Here is a 21,101-nt window from a genome sequence, read left to right on the forward strand (position 1 = left end):
CGAAAAGGCGGCGCCAGCCTCCGTGCCTCACTTCAACTCCACCCAGACCGGCGCATGATCGCTGGCGCCGGTCTCGCCGCGCACGTCGCGGTCGATGCCCGCCGCTACCAGCCGGCGCGACAGCTTCTTGCTGAGCAAGATATGGTCGAGGCGCAGGCCGGCATCGCGCGGCCAGCGGTTGCGGCGATAGTCCCAGAATGTGTAGAGCGTCTCGTTCGGGTGCTTCTTGCGCAGCGCGTCAAGCCAGCCCTGGTCGAGCAGCCGCTGGAACGATGCGCGGCTTTCCGGCTGGACCAGCGCGTTGTCGTCATAGGAGCGGGTCGGGTAGATGTCGCGCGGCTCGGGCACGATGTTGTAGTCGCCGGCCAGTACCACCGACAGGCCGGTGTCGAGCAACTGCGCCGCATGCGCCTCCAGCCTTTCGTGCCAGTTGAGCTTGTACTGGAATTTCGGGCCGGGCTGCGGATTGCCGTTCGGCGCGTAGAGGCAGGCGACGACGATGCCGTTGACCGCAGCTTCGATGTAGCGCGCCTGCTGGTCGCTATCGTCGCCGGGCAGCGCCTCGCGGGTCAGAACGGGTTCTGCGCCACGCGAAAGGATGGCGACGCCGTTCCAGGTCGGCTGCCCGACCCAAACCGCGCCGTAGCCGGCCGCCGCCAGCGCAGTGCGCGGAAACTGCGTCTGTCTCGCCTTGAGCTCCTGCAGGCAGGCGATGTCGGGTTTGGCGGCAGCCAGCCATGCGAGCAGGTTCGGCAGCCGGCTGTTGATGTTGTTGATGTTGAAGGTGGCGATCTTCATCGGCCTGCTTCAGCGCACGATGCGTTCGGTCCACGCCTTCACCGCATCAGCGAGCGTCTTCAGATGATCGGCGGTGGAGAAGCCGGAGATGTTTTTGCGCGGCTTCAGATCATGGTCGCCGTCTTCCAGCCAGAAGATCTCGATTGCGTCGGACAGAGCATAGGTCGCGACCTCGTCTTTGGTCCCGAACTCGTCGCGCGTGCCTTGGAAGATCACTGTCGGCGTCTTGAGATCGGCCAGGTGTTTTGTCCGAAGCTGCGTCGGTTTGTCAGGCGGATGGAAGGGATAGCCGAGACAAAGCAGCCCTGAAATCTCGCCCTTCGAAAACATCTCGTCGGCGATCATCGAAGCGACGCGTCCGCCCATCGACTTGCCGCCGATGATCAGCGGACCCTTCACGCCCTTCGCCCGGAGGTCGGCGATCGCCTTGACGTATTCCGGGTTAACCGTCTCGGCGCGCGGCGGCGGCTTGCGGTGGCCGTAGCGGCGAGCCGCCATGTAGTGGAATTCGAAGCGCGCGACGCGGAAGCCGGCCTCGGCCAGCGCTTTTGCCGTGGCTGTCAGCGAGGGGGAGTCCATAGGAGCGCCTGCGCCATGGGCGAGCAGGACCGTGATGGCGGCGGTGTCGGGGCCGTCGAAGAGGAAGGTTGTCATGGGGACTCCAACGCTGGTGACCCCTTCTCCCCTTGTGGGAGAAGGTGACCGAGCGAAGCTCGGTCGGATGAGGGGTGTTCCAGGGAACGCCGACGCCTCATTTCTTCCAACACCCCTCAACCGTCTCGGCGCTGCGCGCCGATCCACCTTCTCCCACAAGGGGAGAAGGAGGCGCTACTACCTATCCCGCCGACATCCGCGCCAGCTGCAAATCCACGAACTGTATCCCCTTGCCCGCCGTGCGCGCCCATTCGGAATTGGCGTCGAGCTCGAGGTAGCGCACCCAGCGACGCCGCGCCTCGGCGAGATTGCCGGCGTCGAACTCCAGCCTGGCAAGGTTGAACACCGCGTCGGCATAATTGGGATCGAGTGCGATCGCCTTCAGCAAATGGCGGCGCGCCGAGGCTACCCGCCCCTCTTCGCTCATCAGCCCGGCGAGATTGAACCAGGCCTCGACGAAGCCGGGATCGAGCTTTATGGCGCGGGCATAGTCGTGCGCCGCCTCGGCCGCGTGGCCGGCGGCGCGCAGGCAGTTGGCGCGGTTGAAGGCGGCGATGGCATCGCTTGGGTCGATGGCCAGGCAGCGCTGGTAGAGCGCCGCCGCCTGCTCGTGGTCTTCAGCCCCTTCCGCCGCCTCGGCATCGGCGAACAGCTCTTCCAGCGTGTCGTCATCCTGCGTTCCCAGATCGAACAGCAGCTGGCCGTCGAGTTCGCTCTGGCCTCCCTCGAGATAGATCGCGTCGGCCCGCCCATGCTGCGAGCCGACGGCGAGCGACTTGGCGGTGAGCGAGGCGACCGGGCCTGAGCGGTGCACCGAGCGCGCAATCGCCCCCCACGAGGCGCCGCCGGCAACCAGCCCGGCATATTTGCGGGCGAGGATCAGGTCGCGAAAGGAATACGGTTCGCAATCATGCTCGAAGGCATCGAACAGCGACAAAAGGTCGAGATCCTCGCCGGTCAGCCGCGACTGGTCGATCAGCGACTGCCGCGACAGCGCCGAAGCCTCCGGCGCTTTCATCAGGCCGAGCAGGCGCAGGAAGCCGTTCTCGCTGACCAGCTTGCGCCCGGCCGCGCGCTCCGCAGCAGCGCGACGCTCGATCTCGCCATCGCCGGCTTTGGCGAGCAACTTGCGGCCCAACACGACATGTGTGGTGCGCCGAGTGACGCCGCGCCGCAACTGGCCGTGCTGGCGCTCGACCTCGCGCGCCGCCAGCCTGAGCGGAAAGGCCGCCAGCGCGCCGACGATGCCGAAGACCGTGCCGGCGAGAGCCGTCACGCCTTGCTCTTGCCGACGGCTTTGAGAAGGTTCGCCTTGAGCGGGTTTTCCTTGGCCGCGCCAGCGCCGGCCTTGGCGGATTTCGCCGCGGGCTTGGCCGTTTCATCGGCCTTGCTCTTCGACTTGGCCGGCGGCTTGGCCGATTGCGACAGGCTCGCCTTCAGCGCGTCCATGAGATTGATGACATTGCCGCGCTCCGGGGCCGCCGCGATGATCGGCTTATGGCCCTTCAGCTTCTCGCGGATCATCGCCATCAGCGCGATCTCGTAGCGGTCCTCGTAATTCTTCGGATCGAAGGTGGTTTCCTTCTGCTTGATCAGCGCTTCGGCCAATTGCAGCATTTCGGGATCGGGGTTTCCGGCCGGGATATTGCCGAAATATTCAGCCGTGCCACGCACTTCGTTCGGATTCCTCAAGGTGCAGACGAACATGCCGTTCTCGCGCGCGCCGATCGTCACCACGCGCTCGCGGCTGGACAGCACCAGGCGGGCGATCGCCAGCTTGCCGGATTTGCGCATCGCTTCGCGCAACACGGCAAAGGTCTCCTCGGCCATTGCGCCGTCCGGCGCCAGGTAATAGGGCGCGTCCTGATAGATGACGTCGACCGAATGCTCGTCGACAAAAGCCTCGATGTTCATCGTATGGTTGGATTCGATGCGCACCGCATCGAGATCGGAGTCCTCGATGATGATGTACTGCTTGTCCTCGTATTCGTAGCCCTTGACCAGGTCCGAACGCTCGACCAGCCCGAGCTCGGGGTCGACCGGCTTCATGTTGATGCGGTTGTGCGTCTTCTTGTGCAGCTGGTTGAAGCTGATGCGCTCGCTGGCGCTCGTCGCCGGATAGAGCCGGACCGGACAGCTGACCAGACTGAGCTTGAGGTAACCTTTCCAACTTGCCCTGGGCGCCATGAAATACTCCTACGCGGCCTTGTGCTGTCGAACTGTTCGCAGCGTTCATTCGTCCGGAGGACGAATGCGGCTGCCGAAATCCTACATTGCCCTTACAATACCGGCAAATCCCTAGCGAAATCTTCCTCCGCCGGAGCCCCTGCAGGTAAGAGGTCCGTGGCGAAGAATAATTCAAATTTTCCGGAGCGTCGATGGAGTCTGCGGCCGCGCCCGCGGGACTATCTCGCAGTGCCCATCACCGGCAAATCCCGGGCGAAATCTTCCATGTCGGCCCAAGGGTCGCCTGACGTCGCCAGCAGGCCCGGCAGTGACGAATAATTCAGATCCTGCGGGGCATCGATGGTCGCCAGGTCGCTCCAGCTCACCGGTGTCGAGGCCGGCAAATTGGTGCGGGCGCGCAGCGAATAGGGAGCCGCCGAGGTGTGGCCGCGCGCATTGCGGTGATAATCGATGAAGATGCGCCGCTTGCGGTTATCCTTGCCCATGGTGGTGGTGAAAGTGTCGGGCGCGGTGGCGGCAAGATGCGTCGAGATGGCGCTGGTCGCCTGGTGCAATTTCTTCCAGTTCTGCTTTTGCGTCACCGGTACTGATATGTGGATGCCGTGGCCGCCGGACGTCTTGGCGAACGGCACCAGCCCTAGCGCTTCCAGCTCGCCCTTAATGTGCACCGCCGCCTCAACCACCTCGCGCCAGGCGATCCCCTCGCCCGGGTCGAGGTCGAAAACGACCAGGTCCGGCTTGTCGAGCCGCGTGCGATGGGTGCCCCAGGTGTGGAACTCGACGACACCGAACTGCGCCAGGGCCAGATAGCCCTTGGCGTCTTCCACCGAGAGATAGGATTTGGTCTCGCCCTCCGAATTGGTCGCTTCGAAAGTCGCCACGGATGACGGCATGCCGGTGAAGGCGTGGCGCTGGAAGAAACAGTCCTGCGGCCTGCCGGTCGGGCAGCGCACCAGCGACACCGGCCGGCCGAGAATGTGCGGCAGCATGAAATCGCCGACCAGCGCATAATAGACGGCAATGTCGAGCTTGGTCGGGCCGGTCTTGCCGAACAGCCGCCGCGTCGGGTTGGTCACCCAGATGGTGGCGAGGTCGGCCTCGGCGATCAGCCGCTTGCGCTTGGCCGAAACCGGCGTCGACAGGCCGACGTCGCGCAGGCCGCGGAACACCGCATGGCGCAGCGCATTGTCGGTGGTCCGGTTGGCGTAGTGGATATGCGCCGAAAGCAGCGGCCGCACCCATTTCATCTCGCGCATGATTTCGCGCGGAACGCCTTCTGGCGCGGATGCACCCGCCCTTAGCGGCTCCAGCCTGGCCAGCAATTCGCCGGCGGTTCCCGCATCGAAGCCGGTGCCGACCTTGCCGCGATAGTGCAGCTCGCCGTCCTCGAATTCGCCGAGGCCAAGTGCAGCCAGCCCCTCGGCCGCGTCGGAAACTGTGTAGCCGGCGATGACGAAGTCGCCGGTCTGAAGCGCCTTGGTCTTGGTCCAGGTCTTGGTACGGCCGCTCTGGTAGATTGCCGTGGCGCGCTTGGAGACGACACCCTCGAGCCCCATCTCGGACGCCTGGTCATAAAGTGCCTGGCCGTCTCCTTCGACATGATCGCTGAGCTGGATGGCCGAATTGGCGCCGAGACCGGACAGCAATTGCGAAAGCAGCGCCTTGCGCCGGCGGAGCGGCGCTTGTCTCAGGTCCCAGCCGTCGAGATACAGAAGATCGAAGGCGTAGAAGTGGAGCTTGTTGCCGGCGCCTTCGGCCAGCGCATTCTGCAAAAGGGCAAAGCGGCTGATGCCCTTGGCGTCGAGCGCGACGACCTCGCCGTCGATGATCGCCTCGCGGCACGGCAGCCTGGCGAAGGCAAGGGGCAGGTCGCCATAGCGCTTCGTCCAGTCGAGGCCGGCGCGGGTGATCAGCCTGACTGCGCCGTTAGCGAGATGCGCCATGGTGCGGTAGCCATCGAATTTGATCTCGTGCAGCCAGACTTCGCCCGTTCGGGCCGCTGGGTCATCGCCGCCCGGCGGTTTCGAAACCTGCGTCGCCAGTTGCGGCTCGATGCGGGTGGGCAGCGGCGCCTTGACGGCGCCCGGCAAAGCACCTGGCTTCAGCACCACCGGCCTGGCAGGCTTGGCGGCCGGCTTCGGCGTTGCCGCCAGTTCCTCAATGCGGCGTCCGGATTTGACGCTTTCCGGCCGGGCTTCCAGTATGTCGAGCTTGGCGTCGGCGGCGAGATCGCGCTCCTTGAACAGCAGCCAGTTCTTCTTGCCCGCATCCTCGCCGGGCTTCGGTTTCAGCCGCGTCAGCATCCAGCCGCCATTCAGCTTTTCGCCGGCGAGGCGGAACTTGAAGGAACCGGTGCGCAGGCTCTTCTCGACATCGTCCATCGGCGCCCAGACGCCGGTGTCCCAGACGATCATCGGCCCGCCGCCATATTCGCCTTCGGGAATGACACCTTCGAAGTCGATATACTCGAGCGGATGGTCCTCGGTCTCGACCGCCAGCCGTTTGTCGGCGGGGTTGAGCGACGGGCCGCGCGGCACCGCCCAGCTCTTCAGCACGTCGCCGACCTGCAGGCGAAGGTCGTAGTGGTCGGCGGTGGCGTGGTGCTTGTGAACGACGAAGCGGTTACCTTCCCCGGCAACCAGCCCGCCGGCGGGTTCCGGCGTCCTCGTGAACTCGCGCTTGGCGCGATAGGCCTTGAGCTTTGGCGGGGCGGTCACGGCCACATGCTCTTGCGCAAAAACAACGGCTTGATGCGCATGTCTTGAATCATTTTGTCAGCATGCGGCAGGTCGGCGTCATGCCGCTCAATCGTCGGTGGCCGGCGTCAATTCGAGCTCGGCCGGCGACAGGCCCTGCTGCAGCTGGCTGAGCCGGAATTCGTCGACCCAATAGGCCTCGCCGTTGACCAGCACCCGCGCGCTGTAGCTGCCGGCCGAAAAACGCTGCGCGGTGATGTACACCTTGTGGCGGTCGAGCGCGTTCCGCACCGCGGCGCGCTTGGATTTCTGACTGGCGACGGAACTGGCCATGCTGGTTACTCACGCACAAGCCGCAAGGCGGCGTGCCTTAAGGATGGCCGAGAGCGTGTCGGCTGTCAATTTGGCGGTCGCTGCGAGCCGCGCGCGGTAGCGCGTTCTTGCGCAAAGCTCCGGCCTTGGCTAGCATCCGCCGGCAGGCACCGAGCGGAGGAGAACGTCGCGGTGGACCGGCTGGAGCGCCGTTGCGTCCCTTCAAACACGAGTTGGGCGCTCGAAGGACACTCCATTTTTGAATCGACGCAAGGAACCTTCCGGAAAACCCATTCCGGTTTCGGGGTCGTGCGCTCATCTGGGAGGAGACTAAATTGATCAACAGACGTGAATTCCTGCTGTCGACCGCGGCGATGGGCGCTTTGGCGCTGGCCGCTCCGCAACTGGCTTTTGCCCAGGACAAGCTGACCATCCTGGGTTCGGTGCCGAGCCTCGGCTTTCCGTTCTTCGTGCACATGCTGAACCAGATCAAGGCGGAAGCCCAGGCGCAGGGCGTCAACCTGGTCGAAAGCGACGGCCAGAATTCGGCGCCCAAGCAGACCGCCGATATCGAAGCGGCGCTCGTGCAGAAGGTCAACGCCATCGTCATCTCGCCGCTCGACGTCAATGCGCTGGCCCCAGCCATCGAGGAAGCGGTCAAGGCCGGCGTTCCCGTCGTCACCATCGACCGCCGTGTCGAAGGCGTCGAGGGCATCCTTGCCCATGTCGGCGCCGACAACGTCAAGGGCGGCGAGGCCGAAGCGAAGGCCATGGTGGCGGCATTCCCGAACGGCGCCAAGATCTTCCATCTGCAGGGCCAGCCCGGTGCCGGCCCGGCGATCGACCGCAACAAGGGTGTGCACAACGTCCTCGATCCGATGAAGGACAAGTACCAGATCATCTTCGAGCAGACCGCCAACTTCGCCCGCGCCGAGGCGCTGTCCGTCACCGAGGCCGGCCTTGCCGCCAACGGCAAGCCCGACGCGATCATCTGCGCCAATGACGACATGGCGCTTGGCGCGGTTGAAGCCTGCGCGGCGCGCAACTTCACCGACGTCAAGATCTACGGCTTCGACGCGCTTCCCGAAGCGCTGGTCGCCGTGCGCGACGGCAAGCTGGCCGGAACGGTCGAGCAATTCCCCGGCGAACAATCGCGCACTGCGGTGCAGATCGCGGTCGCCTACGCCAGGGACAAGACCGAGCCGAAGGAAAAGCTGGTGCTTTTGACGCCGATCGTCATCGGCAAGGACAATCTCGACAAGGCGGAGAGGCTGGGCGAGACGAAGTAAGGTTGCACAAAGGGCGCGCAGCGGAAAAAGTAGCATTCTGTCGCGCCCCCCTCTGCCCTGCCGGGCATCTTCCCCACTTGGGGGGAGATCGGGAGCTTCGCCGATGGCGCCTTTTCTGCAACGCAGGAAGATTGGCGAAAGACATCCAATCTCCCCCTCGTGGGGAGATGTCCGGTAGGACAGAGGGGGCGCTGTCCCGCCATCAATCGCAAATTGGGAGCAACCTTTGCCCGCAGCCGAAGCCGCAGCGCCTTCACCCTCTCCCGCCCTGCTCACCGTCGAGGGCGTGACCAAGCGCTTTGCCGGCGTCACCGCGCTGAACGACGTATCGCTTGAAGTCCGCCCCGGCGAGATCCTCGGCCTGCTCGGCGAGAACGGCGCCGGCAAGTCGACACTGCTCAAGATACTCTCCGGCGTGATGCCGCCGTCCAGCGGCCGCATCGTCTTCGACGGCGTCGAATTCAGCCCGCACAATCCGCAGGATGCGAAACGCCTCGGCATCGTCACCATCTACCAGGAATTGAGCCTGATCCCGACGCTGACGGTAGCGGAGAACATCTTCATCGGTCGCGCGCCGCTCGGCCGGTTCGGGCTGGTCAGCTGGCGAAAGATGGTGGAAGACTCACGCGCGATCATCGCTCGCGTCGGCCTCGACCTCGACCCGGCGACGCCGGTGTCGGCGCTGTCGGTGGCCGAGCAGCAGCTGGTCGAGATCGCCCGCGCGCTGTCGCTGAAGAGCCGCTTGATCATCATGGACGAGCCGACCTCGGCGCTGACCGAAACCGAAGTGCACAGGCTGATGTCGATCATGGACCGGCTGCGCAAGGATGGCGTCGCCATCATGTTCGTCACCCACCGGCTGGAGGAGGCCGCGGCGATCTGCGACCGGATGACGGTGCTGCGCGACGGCAGGCTGGCCGGCCATCTCGACCGCGAAGGCGGGCCGATCAAACTGCCGAAGATCATCGAGAAGATGGTCGGCCGCGCCGCTTCCGAGCTCTATGCCAGGCCGACGCAGCGCGACGTCGCCGGCGACGTCCGGCTCTCGGTGCGCGGCCTGCGCACGGTGCGCGATCCGCAGGCGCCGCACGCCATCGTGCTCGAAGGCGTCGATCTCGACCTCAAGGCGGGCGAAATCCTCGGCGTCGCCGGGCTCGTCGGCTCCGGCCGCACCGAGCTCGCCCGCGCCATCTTCGGCGCCGACCGCATTGCCGCCGGCACCATCATGCTCGACGGCAAGCCGATCGCGCCCGCCTCACCCGCCGACGCCATCGAGCTCGGCATCGGGCTGGTTCCGGAGGACCGCAAGCACCAGGCAATCTTCGCAGCACTCGCCATCCTCATCAATTTCTCGATCGCCGCGCTCGACCGCTACTCCAGTGTCGGTTTCATGGCCGAGCGGCGCGAACGCGAGGCGCTGGCGAACTACAGGAAGATGCTGTCGATCCGCATGGCTTCGCCCGAGCAGGCGATCGAGGGCCTGTCCGGCGGCAACCAGCAGAAGGTGATCCTTGCCCGCTGGCTGGCGCGCGATCCCAAGGTGCTGATCGTCGATGAACCGACGCGCGGCGTCGATGTCGGCGCCAAGGCGGAAGTGCACCAGATCCTGGTGGAGCTCGCGGCGCGCGGCATCGCCATCATGATGATCTCGTCCGAGCTGCCCGAAGTGCTTGCGGTGTCGGACAGGATCGTCACCATGCGACGCGGGCGCATTACCGGCGAGATGCCCGGTATTGAGGCGACCGAGGAGAAACTGATGGAACTGATGGCGCTCGACCAGAAGCAGGAAGCAACGCAATGACCAGCACGACCGAACGGAGCCAGCGCGGCGGCGTCAATATTGCGCGCCTGCTGATGAGCTTCGGCCCGCTGATGTTCCTGGCGTTGCTGATCGTCGTCTTCACCGTGCTGAAGCCGAGCTTCATCGACCCGATCAACCTGTTCAACATCATGCGCCAGATCTCGATCACCGGCCTGATCGCGCTCGGCATGACCTTCGTCATCCTCACTGCCGGCATCGACCTGTCGGTCGGCTCGCTGCTCGCCTTCTGCGGCATGGTCGCGGCGGTGGTGGCCAAGGGCGGCACCGCCAACACGCTGTCGCTGTCGACGTCTGGCACGCAAGGCTATGGCTGGTTCGCCGCGCTTCTCGCCGCCGTCGTCGTCGGTGCCGTGGCCGGCGGCGTCCAGGGCTTTGCCATCACCAGGCTGAAAGTGCCGCCCTTCGTCGTCACGCTTGGCGGCCTCACCGTGTTTCGCGGCCTGACCTTGACGATTTCCAATGGCGGCCCGATCTCCGGCTTCGACGCCTCGATGCGCTGGTTCGGTACCGGCCTGATCGGCCCGGTTCCGGTGCCGGCGATCATCTTCGCGATTGCCGCGATCCTTTGCCATATCGTGCTGCGCTACACACGTTACGGCCGCGCGGTCTATGCCGTCGGCGGCAATGCCGAGGCGGCACGACTCTCCGGCCTGCGTGTCGATCGCATCCTGATCTCGGTCTACATCATCGTCGGCTTCTTCGCCGGCCTTGCCGCCTTCGTTTTGTCGGCGCGGCTCAACTCCTCCGAAGCCGTCGCCGGCATCGGCTACGAGCTGACAGTGATCTCGGCTGTCGTCATCGGCGGCACCTCGCTGTTCGGCGGCATCGGCAGCGTCGGCGGCACGGTGGTCGGTGCAGGGCTGATCGGCGTGCTGCAGAACGGGCTGCAGTTCAATAATGTCTCGTCCTACACGCAAAGCATTGTCATCGGCCTGATCCTCATCCTCGCCGTGGCCTTCGACCGCTGGCTGAAATCGCGGGTAAGGCGGTGATACAGGTGCCATGCCTATCCAGGTCGGCGGGCCAGCACCCCCCTCTGTCCTGCCGGACATCTCCCCCTCAAGGGGGGAGATTGGACGTCGCTCCAGCTTTCGCCAATCTCTAAAGAAGGGAGAATTTTCGGCGAAGCTGCCAATCTCCCCCCTTGAGGGGGAGATGTCCGGCAGGACAGAGGGGGGTGTTCAAGCGCAGCATAGAGAAGATGGGCAAGGTTCGCGCTGAGGAATAGAAGTAGTGAATCACTATCCCGTACCTCCCCGTAACCGCGGCAATGCGCGCAAGATGCGCAAGGCCATGACGGATGCCGAGCTGAAGCTCTGGAATGAGGTCAGGGCGCATCGACTCATGGGGCTGGCATTTCGGCGGCAGATGCCAATTGCAGGCCATATTGTCGATTTTGCCTGCCCGGACAAAAAGCTGATTGTCGAACTGGATGGCTCCCAGCATGCCCGGGCCGATGCCTCAATATCGGACGCTACCAGAAGCGCACGGCTTGAAGCGCTGGGCTGGACTATCCTGCGGTTCTGGAACGACGACGTCATTCGCGATATCGACAATGTCTGCCAGCACATAGTCATGGTGGCCGGCGCGGATGTGCGCTGAACTCAGCCGTGCAGGGCCGGCGGGACAGCACCTCTCTGTCTTGCCGGACATCTCCGCTCAAAAGGGGCAGGTTTCTGGGGCGAGGTGCCAATGACCCAAATAAGAACCATGACCGAACAGGACGTTCCGGCGGTGTCGCGGCTGCTTGGAGGGTCCTGGCGACACACCTATTCGCCGATCCTGGGTGCCGAGACGACGGCACGGCTGTCGGATGAGAAGCACGCGCCGGAGCGGCTGGCGGCCGAGCTCGGGGATGACAACAAGATGTCCTTCGTCGCCGAGCGGGCTGACAGCTCGCTCGCCGGTTATGCGATGGCAGCGATGGACGACAAGGGCGAGGTCATGCTCGAGCGGCTCCATATAGACAAAACAGAGTACGGCACCGGCCTTGCCGCCGACCTGCTGCATGCCGTTCTTGCCGCGCATGCGGGTATTCCCAGCATCGCCCTGGAAGTGATCGAGGGCAACGACCGCGCAATCGCCTTCTATCGCAAGCACGGCTTCGAGGTCGTCGAGCGCCGGCCGGCTGCACACGGGGTGGGCGGCCATGCCTCGCTGATCATGCGCCGGCTGCTACCGATGGCTTAGTAGGCGAAAGCGGCTGAGCGCGTAATCTCCCCCCTCTCGTGGACCTCGAGGGGGAGATGGCCGGCAGGCCAGAGGGGATAGCCGCGCGTGAGGCGCCAACTTTCTCTTTCGTCCAACATGGCGTCGCGCCAGGACGTACCGACCCCCTCTGTCGCCTTCGGCGACATCTCCCCCTCAAGGGGGGAGATTGGCGACTTCTCCAACCGCTCAGGCCGGGGCGTTGACGCGCTGTGCGCGCGTTGCCCAGTCGGCAACCGTGGCGCCAGCAACGCTCTCGCCGGCAACCGTCCCGTTCGTCTGCGGCGCAAGCAGGTCGTTGCGGCGGGCGAAGGCAACGAAGGTGGCGCGCGCCGTCTCGGCGTCGATCTCTCCTTCCAGTGCTGCACGGCACGCTTTTGCGGCGATGTCATGCGCGGCCGTCCGGCTCGTTGCCGGCCACTCAGCCAAAAGTGCATAAGCCTCAGCCGCGCTTTCTATCTTCGTCGGCGTACCGAGGCCGGTGAGGATGGTAACCGGCTTGTCGAACGAAGCACGATCCATGACACTCTCCTTTCCTGGCTCAATCGGCTCCTTTCGGAACTCAACCGCGCGGGCGCTTCGATCCGCCTGCAGGACGGCGTCGATCGACGAATGCAATACGGCTTGCATGCCCGGCCGCGGCAGCAGCCGATGCACCTTGACCAGCGCCTCGAGCCAGGCCGCCACGCCCAGCGGCGGATGTTCGCGCCCGTAGAGCCACGCCTTTGCCTTGGCGAGCGGGTATCCCGCCTCTTCGGCGAAATCGGTTTCCGACCAACGCAGCAGGCGCAGGCATTCGCGCATCCGCGCCGCGATCATTTGCGCTCCTCCGTGCCGGCCCCCACGCGTTGAGCCGACAGAAACATCAGCGTGTAGGCCGCCTTGCGGCGGTCCCAGCCGGCCGACTCGGCCATATCCAGCAAGCCGTCGACCAAAGGCGCCAGCGCCGCCCTGCAGTCGGCTTCATAGTTGAAATCGTTTTTCGGGCGGGTCGGCGCCGCGATCTTTCCAAAACTGTCCATCATATCCATGGCAACACCTGCTCAGCATTAGTCCCGGACCGGCAAGACCGTGCCCGCTTTTGGCGGACACGGTCCATCTGCCGTTTCGAAGTCGCGCTTTGGAAGCCTGGCCTTAGAAGTCCATGCCGCCACCGCCGGGCATGGCCGGCGCGGCAGCTTCCTTCTTCGGCTTCTCGGCCACCATCGCCTCGGTCGTCACCAGCAGGCCGGCAACAGAGGCGGCACCCTGGAGAGCAGTGCGCACGACCTTGGCCGGGTCGATGACGCCTTGACTGTAGAGGTCGCCGAACTCGTTGGTCTGCGCGTTCCAGCCATAGCCGAAGTCGGTCGTCTCGCGCAGCTTGCCGACGATGATCGAACCTTCGGCGCCGGCATTCTCGGCGATCTGGCGCACCGGCGCTTCGATGGCGCGACGCACGATGTCGACACCGGTCTTCTGATCGGGATTGTCGACGACGACATTATCGAGCGCCTTCGCCGCTCTCAACAGCGCCACGCCGCCGCCGGGCAGGATGCCCTCCTCAACCGCCGCGCGTGTGGCGTGCATGGCGTCGTCGACGCGATCCTTGCGCTCCTTGACCTCGATCTCGGTCGAGCCGCCGACACGGATGACGGCGACGCCGCCGGCGAGCTTAGCCAACCGCTCCTGCAGCTTTTCGCGGTCGTAGTCGGAGGTGGTTTCCTCGATCTGCGCCTTGATCTGGCTGATGCGCGCATGGATTTCATCCTTGCGGCCGGCGCCGTCGACGATGGTGGTGTTCTCCTTCTCGATCAGCACCTTCTTGGCGCGGCCGAGCATCTCCAGTGTGACGTTCTCGAGCTTGATGCCGAGGTCCTCCGAGATCGCCGTGCCGCCGGTCAGGATGGCGATATCCTCCAGCATGGCCTTGCGGCGATCGCCGAAGCCCGGTGCCTTGACGGCCGCGACCTTCAAGCCGCCGCGCAGCTTGTTGACGACCAGCGTCGCCAGCGCCTCGCCCTCGACGTCCTCGGCGATGATCAACAGCGGCTTGCCGGATTGCACGGCGGCTTCGAGCACAGGAAGCATGGCCTGCAGGTTGGACAGCTTCTTCTCGTGGATCAGCACATAGGGTTCTTCGAGTTCGACGCGCATCTTATCCTGATTGGTGATGAAATAGGGCGAGAGGTACCCACGGTCGAACTGCATGCCTTCGACCACTTCCAACTCGGTCTCAGCGGTCTTCGCTTCCTCGACAGTGATGACACCCTCATTGCCAACCTTTTCCATCGCCTCTGCGAGGAAGCGGCCGATCTCGGCATCGCCATTGGCAGAGATGGCGCCGACCTGAGCGATTTCGTCATTCCTGGTCACCTTGCGGGCATTGGATTTCAGGTCGGCGACCACGGCGTCGACCGCCTTGTCGATGCCGCGCTTCAAATCCATCGGGTTCATGCCGGCAGCGACCGCCTTGGCCCCTTCCCTGACAATGGCCTGAGCAAGAATCGTCGCGGTCGTGGTGCCATCGCCTGCGGTGTCGCTGGTCTTCGAAGCAACTTCGCGGACCATCTGAGCGCCCATGTTCTCGAACTTGTCCTCGAGCTCGATCTCTTTTGCCACCGTCACGCCGTCCTTGGTGATGCGCGGCGCGCCGAACGATTTGTCGAAGACAACGTTGCGGCCCTTGGGACCAAGCGTCACCTTCACCGCATTGGCAAGCATATCGACACCGCGTAACATCTTCTCGCGGGCTTCGGTATGAAATTTCACATCTTTGGCAGCCATTGGAACACTCCTCGATAGGCAGCTTTCGTTGACTGGAATGCTTGTTCAGGCCCCGCTCAGGCAGCCTTCTTCATCTCGCCCGTGGCTTCGATCACGCCCAGCACGTCGCTCTCTTTCATGATGAGCAGATCCTCGCCATTGAGCTTGATCTCGGTGCCGGACCATTTGCCGAACAAAATGCGGTCGCCGACCTTGACGTCGAGCGGCTGCAATTGGCCGCTGTCGTCGCGCGCGCCCGGACCGGCGGCAATGACCTCGCCCTCCTGCGGCTTCTCCTTGGCGGTGTCGGGGATGATGATGCCGCCCGCGGTCTTTTCGTCGACCTCGATGCGGCGGACCAGGATGCGGTCATGCAATGGACGGAACGCCATGTCGTTCTCCTCTCGGGACAAACAGATTTTCGAACATCCTCCTGACCGGACCGGCAATATCGGCCCGGCACGGGGTGCGCGATCTCTTCTTCAGGCATCGCGCGCATACGAACTAGTCGCGCTTTTTTCAGCTTTCAAGAGGATCATGCAAAAATTTTAGCACTCGACGCCTGAGAGTGCCAATACGCTGTAATTGTTCGCACATTCGCCGTTTCCGGCGCGATGACCCGGCCGGATTTCCAAATCTGTCCGTCTCCTGAGCCGCTTGCCGGCGGCTGGAACCTATGTGGAAGGCGAGGCGTTTTGCAGACCGAGGTTCATTGGGAAAGGAAGGATTGCATGACCAGCAGGGACTTTCAGCTCCAGATGCAAGGGTTTGGCCTCACCACGGCGGAGATCCACTACCGTCTGCCCGATCATCGAAGCCTGCTTCAGCTCTATATCTGGCAGGAATACGATATCGCCCCTGATTTCCCGACGCTGAAGCATTTCCTCGATTTCTGGGAGCGCGAGATCGAAGGCCCGCTGCATTCGGTGCGCGTGGCTCATCACCGTCTGATCCAACCGTCCGAATGGCGGGCCGTAAACGGCATTATCACCGTCCACTGAGGAGCAAGCCGATCTGCCGCCAGACAGCAAACAAAGTGCCTCCGAAGCGGGGGAGAGGGGTAGCTGACTCTCCCCCACTTTGTTTTGGATCTCACAATATCGGAGGGCGTCCGGACTAGCCGGCGTGGTCGACAGGCTTGCGGGCGAGCAATCCAGCCTTGCGCGCCGCCCTGACGAAGGCCTTGCGCGCATCACGCGCGGTGCGCCAGCCGTCGAGCGCGTCGCGGCAGGTCCGATAGGCGGCGCGCCAGCTCCGGCCGCGTGCACGGTCCGGCCACTGCTGGCGCATGCATTCGATGGCTTCCCAACTGCTGGCGACCTTGCGCTCGCTGGATTGGAATTTCAACGTGATCGGCTCGGCGAAGCGGACGTCGTCCATCACTTCCTCCTTGTTTTCTGATCGTCTTCTTGTTTGAGCAAGCAACGTTGTGCTGGCGGCACCGGCGGCCGGCCGGCGCCGCTGAAGGACATGGTTCGTCCCTTTGCGCGGTTCAAGAGCGGGGGGCGCGGTTCAAGAGCATCGCGGCAACAGCCGGTTATTCCTCCTCGTCCGGCCCTTGCAGCAGTTCGATCAGCGTCGCTACCCTTGCCGTCGGCAGCGGTCGGCCCTCGTTCACCAGCGCCTCGTCGGCGGCGATCCAGGCCAGGGCCTCGCGCAATTCCTGGACCGTCCCGTCCGTCGCCGCAATGTCGGCGATCACGGCTTCGTCGACCGGGCCCAGCACAGAAATGATCTCGTCGCGTGTCATGGTCAGCTCCATCTGCGAGTGCCGGGAACGGGCCCGGCAACACAAGAAATCTGGGTCTTGACCTGCTGCAGACAATAACCGGCCGGGGAAGTCAGCGTTGGCAATTGAAACCAGACAGGCAATCTCCTGCCGGACATCTCCCCACTTGTGGCGAGATTGGCAGCCTCGCCGAACCGACCGAAAACCGGCCCGAAAAACCGGCAACGCGAGAGCCACCGGGTCTTGACTTGCGGCGGACAATAACCAGATCGAAGGCACCGGTCGCCGAAATGGGGCCGGCGGAACCAGGGAGCGCCAGCTCTTTGGCGCCCCTCGTATCTATGTTGCTCGATGGAGGATGTAGCTATGAGAACCGCATTCGACTTTTCCCCGCTCTATCGGTCGAGCATCGGCTTCGACCGCGTCTTCAACCTGCTGGAAAATGCTCCGCAGGCCTTCGACGCCTGGCCGCCCTATGACATCGCGCGCAGCGGCGAGAACAACTACCGCGTCACCATCGCCGTAGCCGGGTTTTCCGAGGACGACCTCGAAATCACTCATGAACCCAACCTCCTGATTGTCTCCGGCCAGCACAAGGAGCCGGACAACACGGAGTATCTGCATCATGGCCTCGCCACACGGCCCTTTACCCGCCGTTTCGAGCTTGCCGATCACGTCAAGGTCGCAGGCGCCTCGCTCGACAACGGCCTGCTCAGCATCGATCTGGTACGTGAGGTGCCAGAGGAGATGAAGCCTCGGCGCATCGCCATCGCGACCGATGTCGCCTCGCCGAAGACCGGGCCGAAGGTCGCGCAGGGCGAAGCAAACAAGCAGGCTGCCTGAATGCACCAGTCGAGAAAGGAGACTATGCAATGGCTATTCGTGATCTCATTCCGTGGGGCCGGGAGAACAATCAGCCCCCCAGCCTGTTCCGCAACGGCGACGGCGATCCCTTCCTGACGCTGCATCGCGAAATGAACCGCCTGTTCGACGAGGCGTTCCGCGGCTTCGACGCGAGGCTGCCGTCGCTCGGCGGCTTCTCCGCTGCCCGCGCCAGCTGGCCGAGTGTCGAAATCTCCGATAGCGAAAAGGAGATCCGCGTCACCGCCGAGATCCCCGGCATGGACGAGAAAGACGTCGAGTTGCTGCTCGATGACGGCGTGCTGACGCTGCGCGGCGAGAAGCGCGAAGAGACCGAGGACAAGGACAGGCAGTTCTCCGAACGCTTCTATGGCCGTTTCGAGCGGCGTATCCCGCTCGGCTACGAAGTCGACGAAGACAAGGTGAACGCCGCGTTCCGGAACGGTGTGCTCAGCGTGACGCTGCCCAAGACGGAGCGCGCCCAGGCAAAGGCCAAGCGTATCGCCATCACCGGCGGCGACGGCAAGTCCTGACGGCTCGTAGGACGACGTCCCTTCTGCCTGTCGGTTCCGGCGGGCAGAAGCGGGCAAATGTCGATGACCCGTTCTCCCGACGCTCCGGTTCCGCCTGACCAGGCGCAGCACGCCCTGCAGTGCCTGACGACCGAGCATTTCGTGCTGCAAAACGCTCGCGCCGCGACCATTCAGGAAGCGAACCAGAGAGCCGATCTGTTCCTGACCTCGGTCTCAAGCGCAACGATTGCCTTGTCCTTCGTCGCGCAGGTCACGGAGATGGGCAGGCCGTTCGTGTTGTTCAGCCTGATCTTGCTGCCTTGCCTTTTCTTCATCGGACTGGTCACCTTTGTGCGCGCGGTGCAGGTTGCCATCGAGGACATGGTGCATGCCCGCGGCATGGCCAGGATCCGCCACTATTTCGTCGAACTGGCGCCGGTCCTGCAAAGATACCTCGTCAATTCCACGCATGACGACCCCTCGGCGGTGCTGGTCGACAAGGGCCTCAGACCCTCGCCGCTGCAATATTTCATGACCACCGCGGGGATGGTGGGCACGATCAACGGCGCCATTGCCGGCGTCTTCACCGGCATCGTTGTTAAGTCCGCTTTCGGCGGGGGCATGTCGCCCGGCGTGATTTGCGGGCTGGCGGTCTTCGCGACATGCATTCTCATCCTGCGGCGCTATCATAGTCGCGCCTGGGCGGCGGCCGAAGAAAGCTTGCCCGCACGGTTCCCGGGCAACAATGGCAGGGAAAGCTAGCGCCGACATATCCGGATGTCGAAAAGTGGCAGGGCGCCGCCCTTGCGTCTTGCGCGCCAATTGACCATCCTCGCCAACATCATTTGCACCGCGGCCGGGGGGTTCGCATATGCCGACGCTTTATGCGCTGAAACCGGCCTTCCAGGCCAGGCTGCGGCCGCTTGCCGATGGCCTGGCCAGGGCCGGCGTCACCGCCAACCAGATCACACTGCTGGCCGCTGCCCTCTCGCTCGCCGCCGGCCTTGCGGTGGCAGTCCTTGCAGGCCATCGCGCGGTCTTTCTGCTGATGCCGCTCGTGCTGTTTACGCGAATGGCGCTGAATGCCATCGACGGCATGCTCGCAAGGGAACATGGCCAGGCCTCGAAGCTCGGCATGTATCTCAACGAGCTCTGCGATATGATCTCCGACCTCGCTTTGATCCTGGCATTTGCCGTCATTTTTCCCGCCTGGGGTGTCGTTGCATTTGCGATCGCGGCTATGATCACTGAGTTCGCCGGCGTGCTCGGCATCGCCGCCGGAACCGGGCGCAACTATGCCGGCCCGTTCGGCAAAAGCGACCGGGCGCTGGCGCTCGGCATCCTCGCCGTGCTTATCGCGTCCGGCCTGTGGGTCCCGGCGCTCACGCCGCTCGTGTTTCCGGCCATGGCTACACTCTCGCTGGCGACCGCCATCAACCGGATACGCAGCGGCCTTAACGGGAGCGGCAGCTGAATTCCGGTCTCGCCAGGGAGAACAACATGCTTCACCAACAGACGGTTGCCGCGGTGGCTCCAGCCAATATCGAGCGGGTGGCGCAGGAGCGCAGCTTCAAGAGCCATGACGGCACCGAGATCTTCTACCGCTATTGGCCGGCGCTGTCGGAAAACCGCAAGGGCGCCATCCTGCTGTTCCATCGCGGCCACGAGCATGGCGGCCGCATGGCGCATCTGGTCGACGAGCTGCAGATGCCCGATCACGCCTTCTATGCCTGGGACGCGCGCGGCAATGGCCGCTCCGCCGGCGAACGCGGCTATGCGCCGTCGTTTGCGGCGCTGGTGCGCGACATCGATTGCTTCGTGCGCGAGATCGGCAGCGACGGCTTTGCCCGGCGCGACATCGCGCTGATCGCGCAATCCTTCGGCGCCGTGCTTGCCGCCGCCTGGGTGCATGACTATGCGCCTGACATTCGCGCCCTGGTGCTGGCCTCGCCGGCCTTCTCGGTCAAGCTCTACGTACCCTTCGCCAAGCAGGGCATTGCGTTGTGGCAGAAGCTGAAGGGCCGCTTCTTCGTCAATTCCTACGTCAAGGCGAAATTCCTGACGCATGACCCCGAGCGCATCGCCTCCTTCGACGCCGACCCGCTGATCACCCGGCCGATCGCCTCCAACATCCTGGTCGAGCTCTACGATCATGCCGCGCGCATCGTCGCCGACGCCCGCGCCATCACCGTGCCGACGCAGCTTCTGATCTCCGGCAGCGACTGGGTGGTGCGGCATGGACCGCAGCACGAATTCTTCGTCAATCTGGCGAGCCCGGCCAAGGAGCGGCACGTGCTGCCCGGCTTCTTCCACGACACGCTGGGCGAGCGCGACCGCCACAAGGCACTCGACCTGATCAGGCCCTTCCTCGAAAAGCAGTTCGCGGCGCCGGAAGAGCCGGTCGACCTGACCGGGGCCGACCGTGCCGGCTACACACGCGACGAGGCCGACCGGCTGGCCTCGCCGCTGCCGCTGCTGTCTCCCAGGGGGCTCTACTGGGCAATGAGCCGCGCCTCGATCCGCATGGGCGCCTGGCTGTCGTCCGGCATGAAGACGGGGATTGCCACCGGCTTCGATTCCGGCTCGACGCTCGACTATGTCTATGAGAACGAGGCGCGCGGCATCAGCCCCATCGGCCGCATGATCGACCGCACCTTTCTCGATGCCGTCGGCTGGCGCGGCATCCGCCAGCGCAAGCTGCATCTGGAGGAGCTGATCGGCAGCGCCGCCGCCTCGCTCAAGGCCGCCGGCCGGCCGATCCATATCGTCGATATCGCCGCCGGCCATGGCCGCTACGTGCTCGATGCCGTGCAGAAAGGCGCCGCGCCGCCGGCAAGCGTACGGCTGCAGGATTTCTCCGAGCTCAACGTCTCGCTCGGCCGCAAGCTGATCGCCGAGCGCCAGCTGCCGGCGACCGTCTCGTTCCATCAAGGTGACGCCTTCGACGCCACGATGCTGGCCGGGCTCGACCTGGCGCCGGATCTCGCCATCGTCTCGGGGCTCTACGAATTGTTTTCTGACAATGCCATGATCGCCCGCTCGCTCGGTGGACTGGCCAGCGCCATGCAGCCCGGAAGCCTGCTCGTCTACACCAACCAGCCCTGGCATCCGCAGCTCGAGATGATCGCGCGCAGCCTGACCTCGCACCGCGGCGGCCAGGCCTGGGTGATGCGCCGCCGCACGCAGGCCGAGATGGACCAGCTGGTGGCGGCCGCCGGCTTCGAGAAGCTCGACCAGCGCATCGACCAGTGGGGCATCTTCACCGTTTCGGTCGCGCGGCGCGTCTGA

At 64.4% G+C, this 21,101-nt stretch carries 23 protein-coding genes; 11 read left to right on the plus strand and 12 right to left on the minus strand.

From position 1 onward, the window contains the following. Positions 1-27: 27 nt before the first annotated feature. The 6 genes from NKH67_RS14850 to NKH67_RS14875 form a co-directional block, all read right to left on the minus strand. On the minus strand, positions 28-798 hold the full coding sequence (locus tag NKH67_RS14850) for an exodeoxyribonuclease III (RefSeq protein WP_352501206.1): 771 nt from the start codon (positions 796-798) through the stop codon (positions 28-30). A 9-nt stretch (positions 799-807) separates the two neighbouring features. Continuing rightward, positions 808-1,452 carry an alpha/beta hydrolase family protein gene (locus NKH67_RS14855; RefSeq protein WP_352501207.1) on the minus strand — a complete coding sequence of 215 codons (645 nt, stop codon included), beginning with the start codon at positions 1,450-1,452 and terminating at the stop codon, positions 808-810. Between the two features lie 181 nt (positions 1,453-1,633). Further along, positions 1,634-2,728, minus strand: a complete 1,095-nt coding sequence (locus NKH67_RS14860; protein WP_352501208.1) for a tetratricopeptide repeat protein — start codon at positions 2,726-2,728, stop codon at positions 1,634-1,636. Next, positions 2,725-3,639: a non-homologous end joining protein Ku gene (gene ku, locus NKH67_RS14865; protein WP_352501209.1), complete on the minus strand. Its 915-nt coding sequence runs from the start codon at positions 3,637-3,639 to the stop codon at positions 2,725-2,727. The genes NKH67_RS14860 and ku overlap by 4 nt, the downstream gene beginning before the upstream one ends. A 218-nt stretch (positions 3,640-3,857) precedes the next feature. Then, the gene (gene ligD, locus NKH67_RS14870; RefSeq protein ID WP_352501210.1) at positions 3,858-6,356 is read right to left on the minus strand and encodes a DNA ligase D; all 2,499 of its coding nucleotides are present in this window, start codon (positions 6,354-6,356) and stop codon (positions 3,858-3,860) included. Positions 6,357-6,443: 87 nt separating this feature from the next. After that, positions 6,444-6,668, minus strand: coding sequence for a hypothetical protein (locus tag NKH67_RS14875; RefSeq protein WP_352472112.1), 225 nt, complete (start codon positions 6,666-6,668; stop codon positions 6,444-6,446). Between the two features lie 317 nt (positions 6,669-6,985). On the opposite strand from NKH67_RS14875, the gene NKH67_RS14880 reads away from it, so the two are divergent. The 5 genes from NKH67_RS14880 to NKH67_RS14900 all read left to right on the plus strand — a co-directional run bounded on the left by NKH67_RS14880 (position 6,986) and on the right by NKH67_RS14900 (position 11,948). Continuing rightward, positions 6,986-7,936, plus strand: coding sequence for a substrate-binding domain-containing protein (locus NKH67_RS14880; RefSeq protein WP_352472200.1), 951 nt, complete (start codon positions 6,986-6,988; stop codon positions 7,934-7,936). Positions 7,937-8,162: 226 nt separating this feature from the next. Beyond that, positions 8,163-9,737, plus strand: a complete 1,575-nt coding sequence (locus tag NKH67_RS14885) for a sugar ABC transporter ATP-binding protein (protein WP_352501211.1) — start codon at positions 8,163-8,165, stop codon at positions 9,735-9,737. Then, entirely contained in the window at positions 9,734-10,750 is a 1,017-nt protein-coding gene (locus NKH67_RS14890) for an ABC transporter permease (protein ID WP_352453856.1), read from the plus strand. The genes NKH67_RS14885 and NKH67_RS14890 overlap by 4 nt, the downstream gene beginning before the upstream one ends. Positions 10,751-10,991: 241 nt before the next feature. Beyond that, complete coding sequence (locus tag NKH67_RS14895; protein WP_352472114.1) at positions 10,992-11,360, plus strand: endonuclease domain-containing protein; 369 nt, start codon at positions 10,992-10,994, stop codon at positions 11,358-11,360. 90 nt (positions 11,361-11,450) lie between these two features. Continuing rightward, positions 11,451-11,948: a GNAT family N-acetyltransferase gene (locus NKH67_RS14900; RefSeq protein ID WP_352501212.1), complete on the plus strand. Its 498-nt coding sequence runs from the start codon at positions 11,451-11,453 to the stop codon at positions 11,946-11,948. 207 nt (positions 11,949-12,155) lie between these two features. Here the strand turns inward: NKH67_RS14900 and NKH67_RS34160 are convergent, their stop codons facing one another. From NKH67_RS34160 to NKH67_RS14920, 4 genes are all read right to left on the minus strand, one after another. Beyond that, the gene (locus tag NKH67_RS34160) at positions 12,156-12,785 is read right to left on the minus strand and encodes a DUF982 domain-containing protein (protein WP_502893751.1); all 630 of its coding nucleotides are present in this window, start codon (positions 12,783-12,785) and stop codon (positions 12,156-12,158) included. Continuing rightward, on the minus strand, positions 12,782-12,997 hold the full coding sequence (locus NKH67_RS14910) for a hypothetical protein (RefSeq protein WP_254819654.1): 216 nt from the start codon (positions 12,995-12,997) through the stop codon (positions 12,782-12,784). Before NKH67_RS14910 ends, NKH67_RS34160 begins: the two co-directional genes overlap by 4 nt. A gap of 103 nt (positions 12,998-13,100) precedes the next feature. Then, positions 13,101-14,732 carry a chaperonin GroEL gene (gene groL / locus NKH67_RS14915; RefSeq protein WP_352501213.1) on the minus strand — a complete coding sequence of 544 codons (1,632 nt, stop codon included), beginning with the start codon at positions 14,730-14,732 and terminating at the stop codon, positions 13,101-13,103. Positions 14,733-14,788: 56 nt separating this feature from the next. Beyond that, positions 14,789-15,103: a co-chaperone GroES gene (locus NKH67_RS14920; protein WP_352457303.1), complete on the minus strand. Its 315-nt coding sequence runs from the start codon at positions 15,101-15,103 to the stop codon at positions 14,789-14,791. Positions 15,104-15,442: 339 nt separating this feature from the next. Here NKH67_RS14920 and NKH67_RS14925 point away from each other — a divergent pair, with 339 nt between their 5' ends. After that, on the plus strand, positions 15,443-15,712 hold the full coding sequence (locus NKH67_RS14925) for an usg protein (protein WP_352457304.1): 270 nt from the start codon (positions 15,443-15,445) through the stop codon (positions 15,710-15,712). Between the two features lie 115 nt (positions 15,713-15,827). On the opposite strand, the gene NKH67_RS14930 is transcribed toward NKH67_RS14925, so the two are convergent. Further along, positions 15,828-16,091, minus strand: a complete 264-nt coding sequence (locus NKH67_RS14930) for a DUF982 domain-containing protein (RefSeq protein WP_352501214.1) — start codon at positions 16,089-16,091, stop codon at positions 15,828-15,830. A 157-nt stretch (positions 16,092-16,248) separates the two neighbouring features. Then, positions 16,249-16,461, minus strand: a complete 213-nt coding sequence (locus NKH67_RS14935; RefSeq protein WP_245274651.1) for a hypothetical protein — start codon at positions 16,459-16,461, stop codon at positions 16,249-16,251. 345 nt (positions 16,462-16,806) lie between these two features. On the opposite strand from NKH67_RS14935, the gene NKH67_RS14940 reads away from it, so the two are divergent. The 5 genes from NKH67_RS14940 (at position 16,807) to NKH67_RS14960 (ending at position 21,101) form a co-directional block, all read left to right on the plus strand. Next, positions 16,807-17,283, plus strand: coding sequence for an Hsp20 family protein (locus tag NKH67_RS14940; protein WP_352472122.1), 477 nt, complete (start codon positions 16,807-16,809; stop codon positions 17,281-17,283). Between the two features lie 29 nt (positions 17,284-17,312). Next, positions 17,313-17,834, plus strand: coding sequence for an Hsp20/alpha crystallin family protein (locus tag NKH67_RS14945; RefSeq protein WP_352472123.1), 522 nt, complete (start codon positions 17,313-17,315; stop codon positions 17,832-17,834). Positions 17,835-17,897: 63 nt separating this feature from the next. Then, positions 17,898-18,575, plus strand: a complete 678-nt coding sequence (locus tag NKH67_RS14950) for a hypothetical protein (RefSeq protein WP_352501215.1) — start codon at positions 17,898-17,900, stop codon at positions 18,573-18,575. A 109-nt stretch (positions 18,576-18,684) separates the two neighbouring features. Then, positions 18,685-19,287: a CDP-alcohol phosphatidyltransferase family protein gene (locus NKH67_RS14955; protein WP_352501216.1), complete on the plus strand. Its 603-nt coding sequence runs from the start codon at positions 18,685-18,687 to the stop codon at positions 19,285-19,287. Between the two features lie 26 nt (positions 19,288-19,313). Continuing rightward, on the plus strand, positions 19,314-21,101 hold the full coding sequence (locus NKH67_RS14960; RefSeq protein ID WP_352501217.1) for a bifunctional alpha/beta hydrolase/class I SAM-dependent methyltransferase: 1,788 nt from the start codon (positions 19,314-19,316) through the stop codon (positions 21,099-21,101).

The organism is Mesorhizobium sp. M0968 (genome assembly GCF_040319065.1).
In the GTDB taxonomy this organism is placed as follows: Bacteria; Pseudomonadota; Alphaproteobacteria; order Rhizobiales; family Rhizobiaceae; genus Mesorhizobium.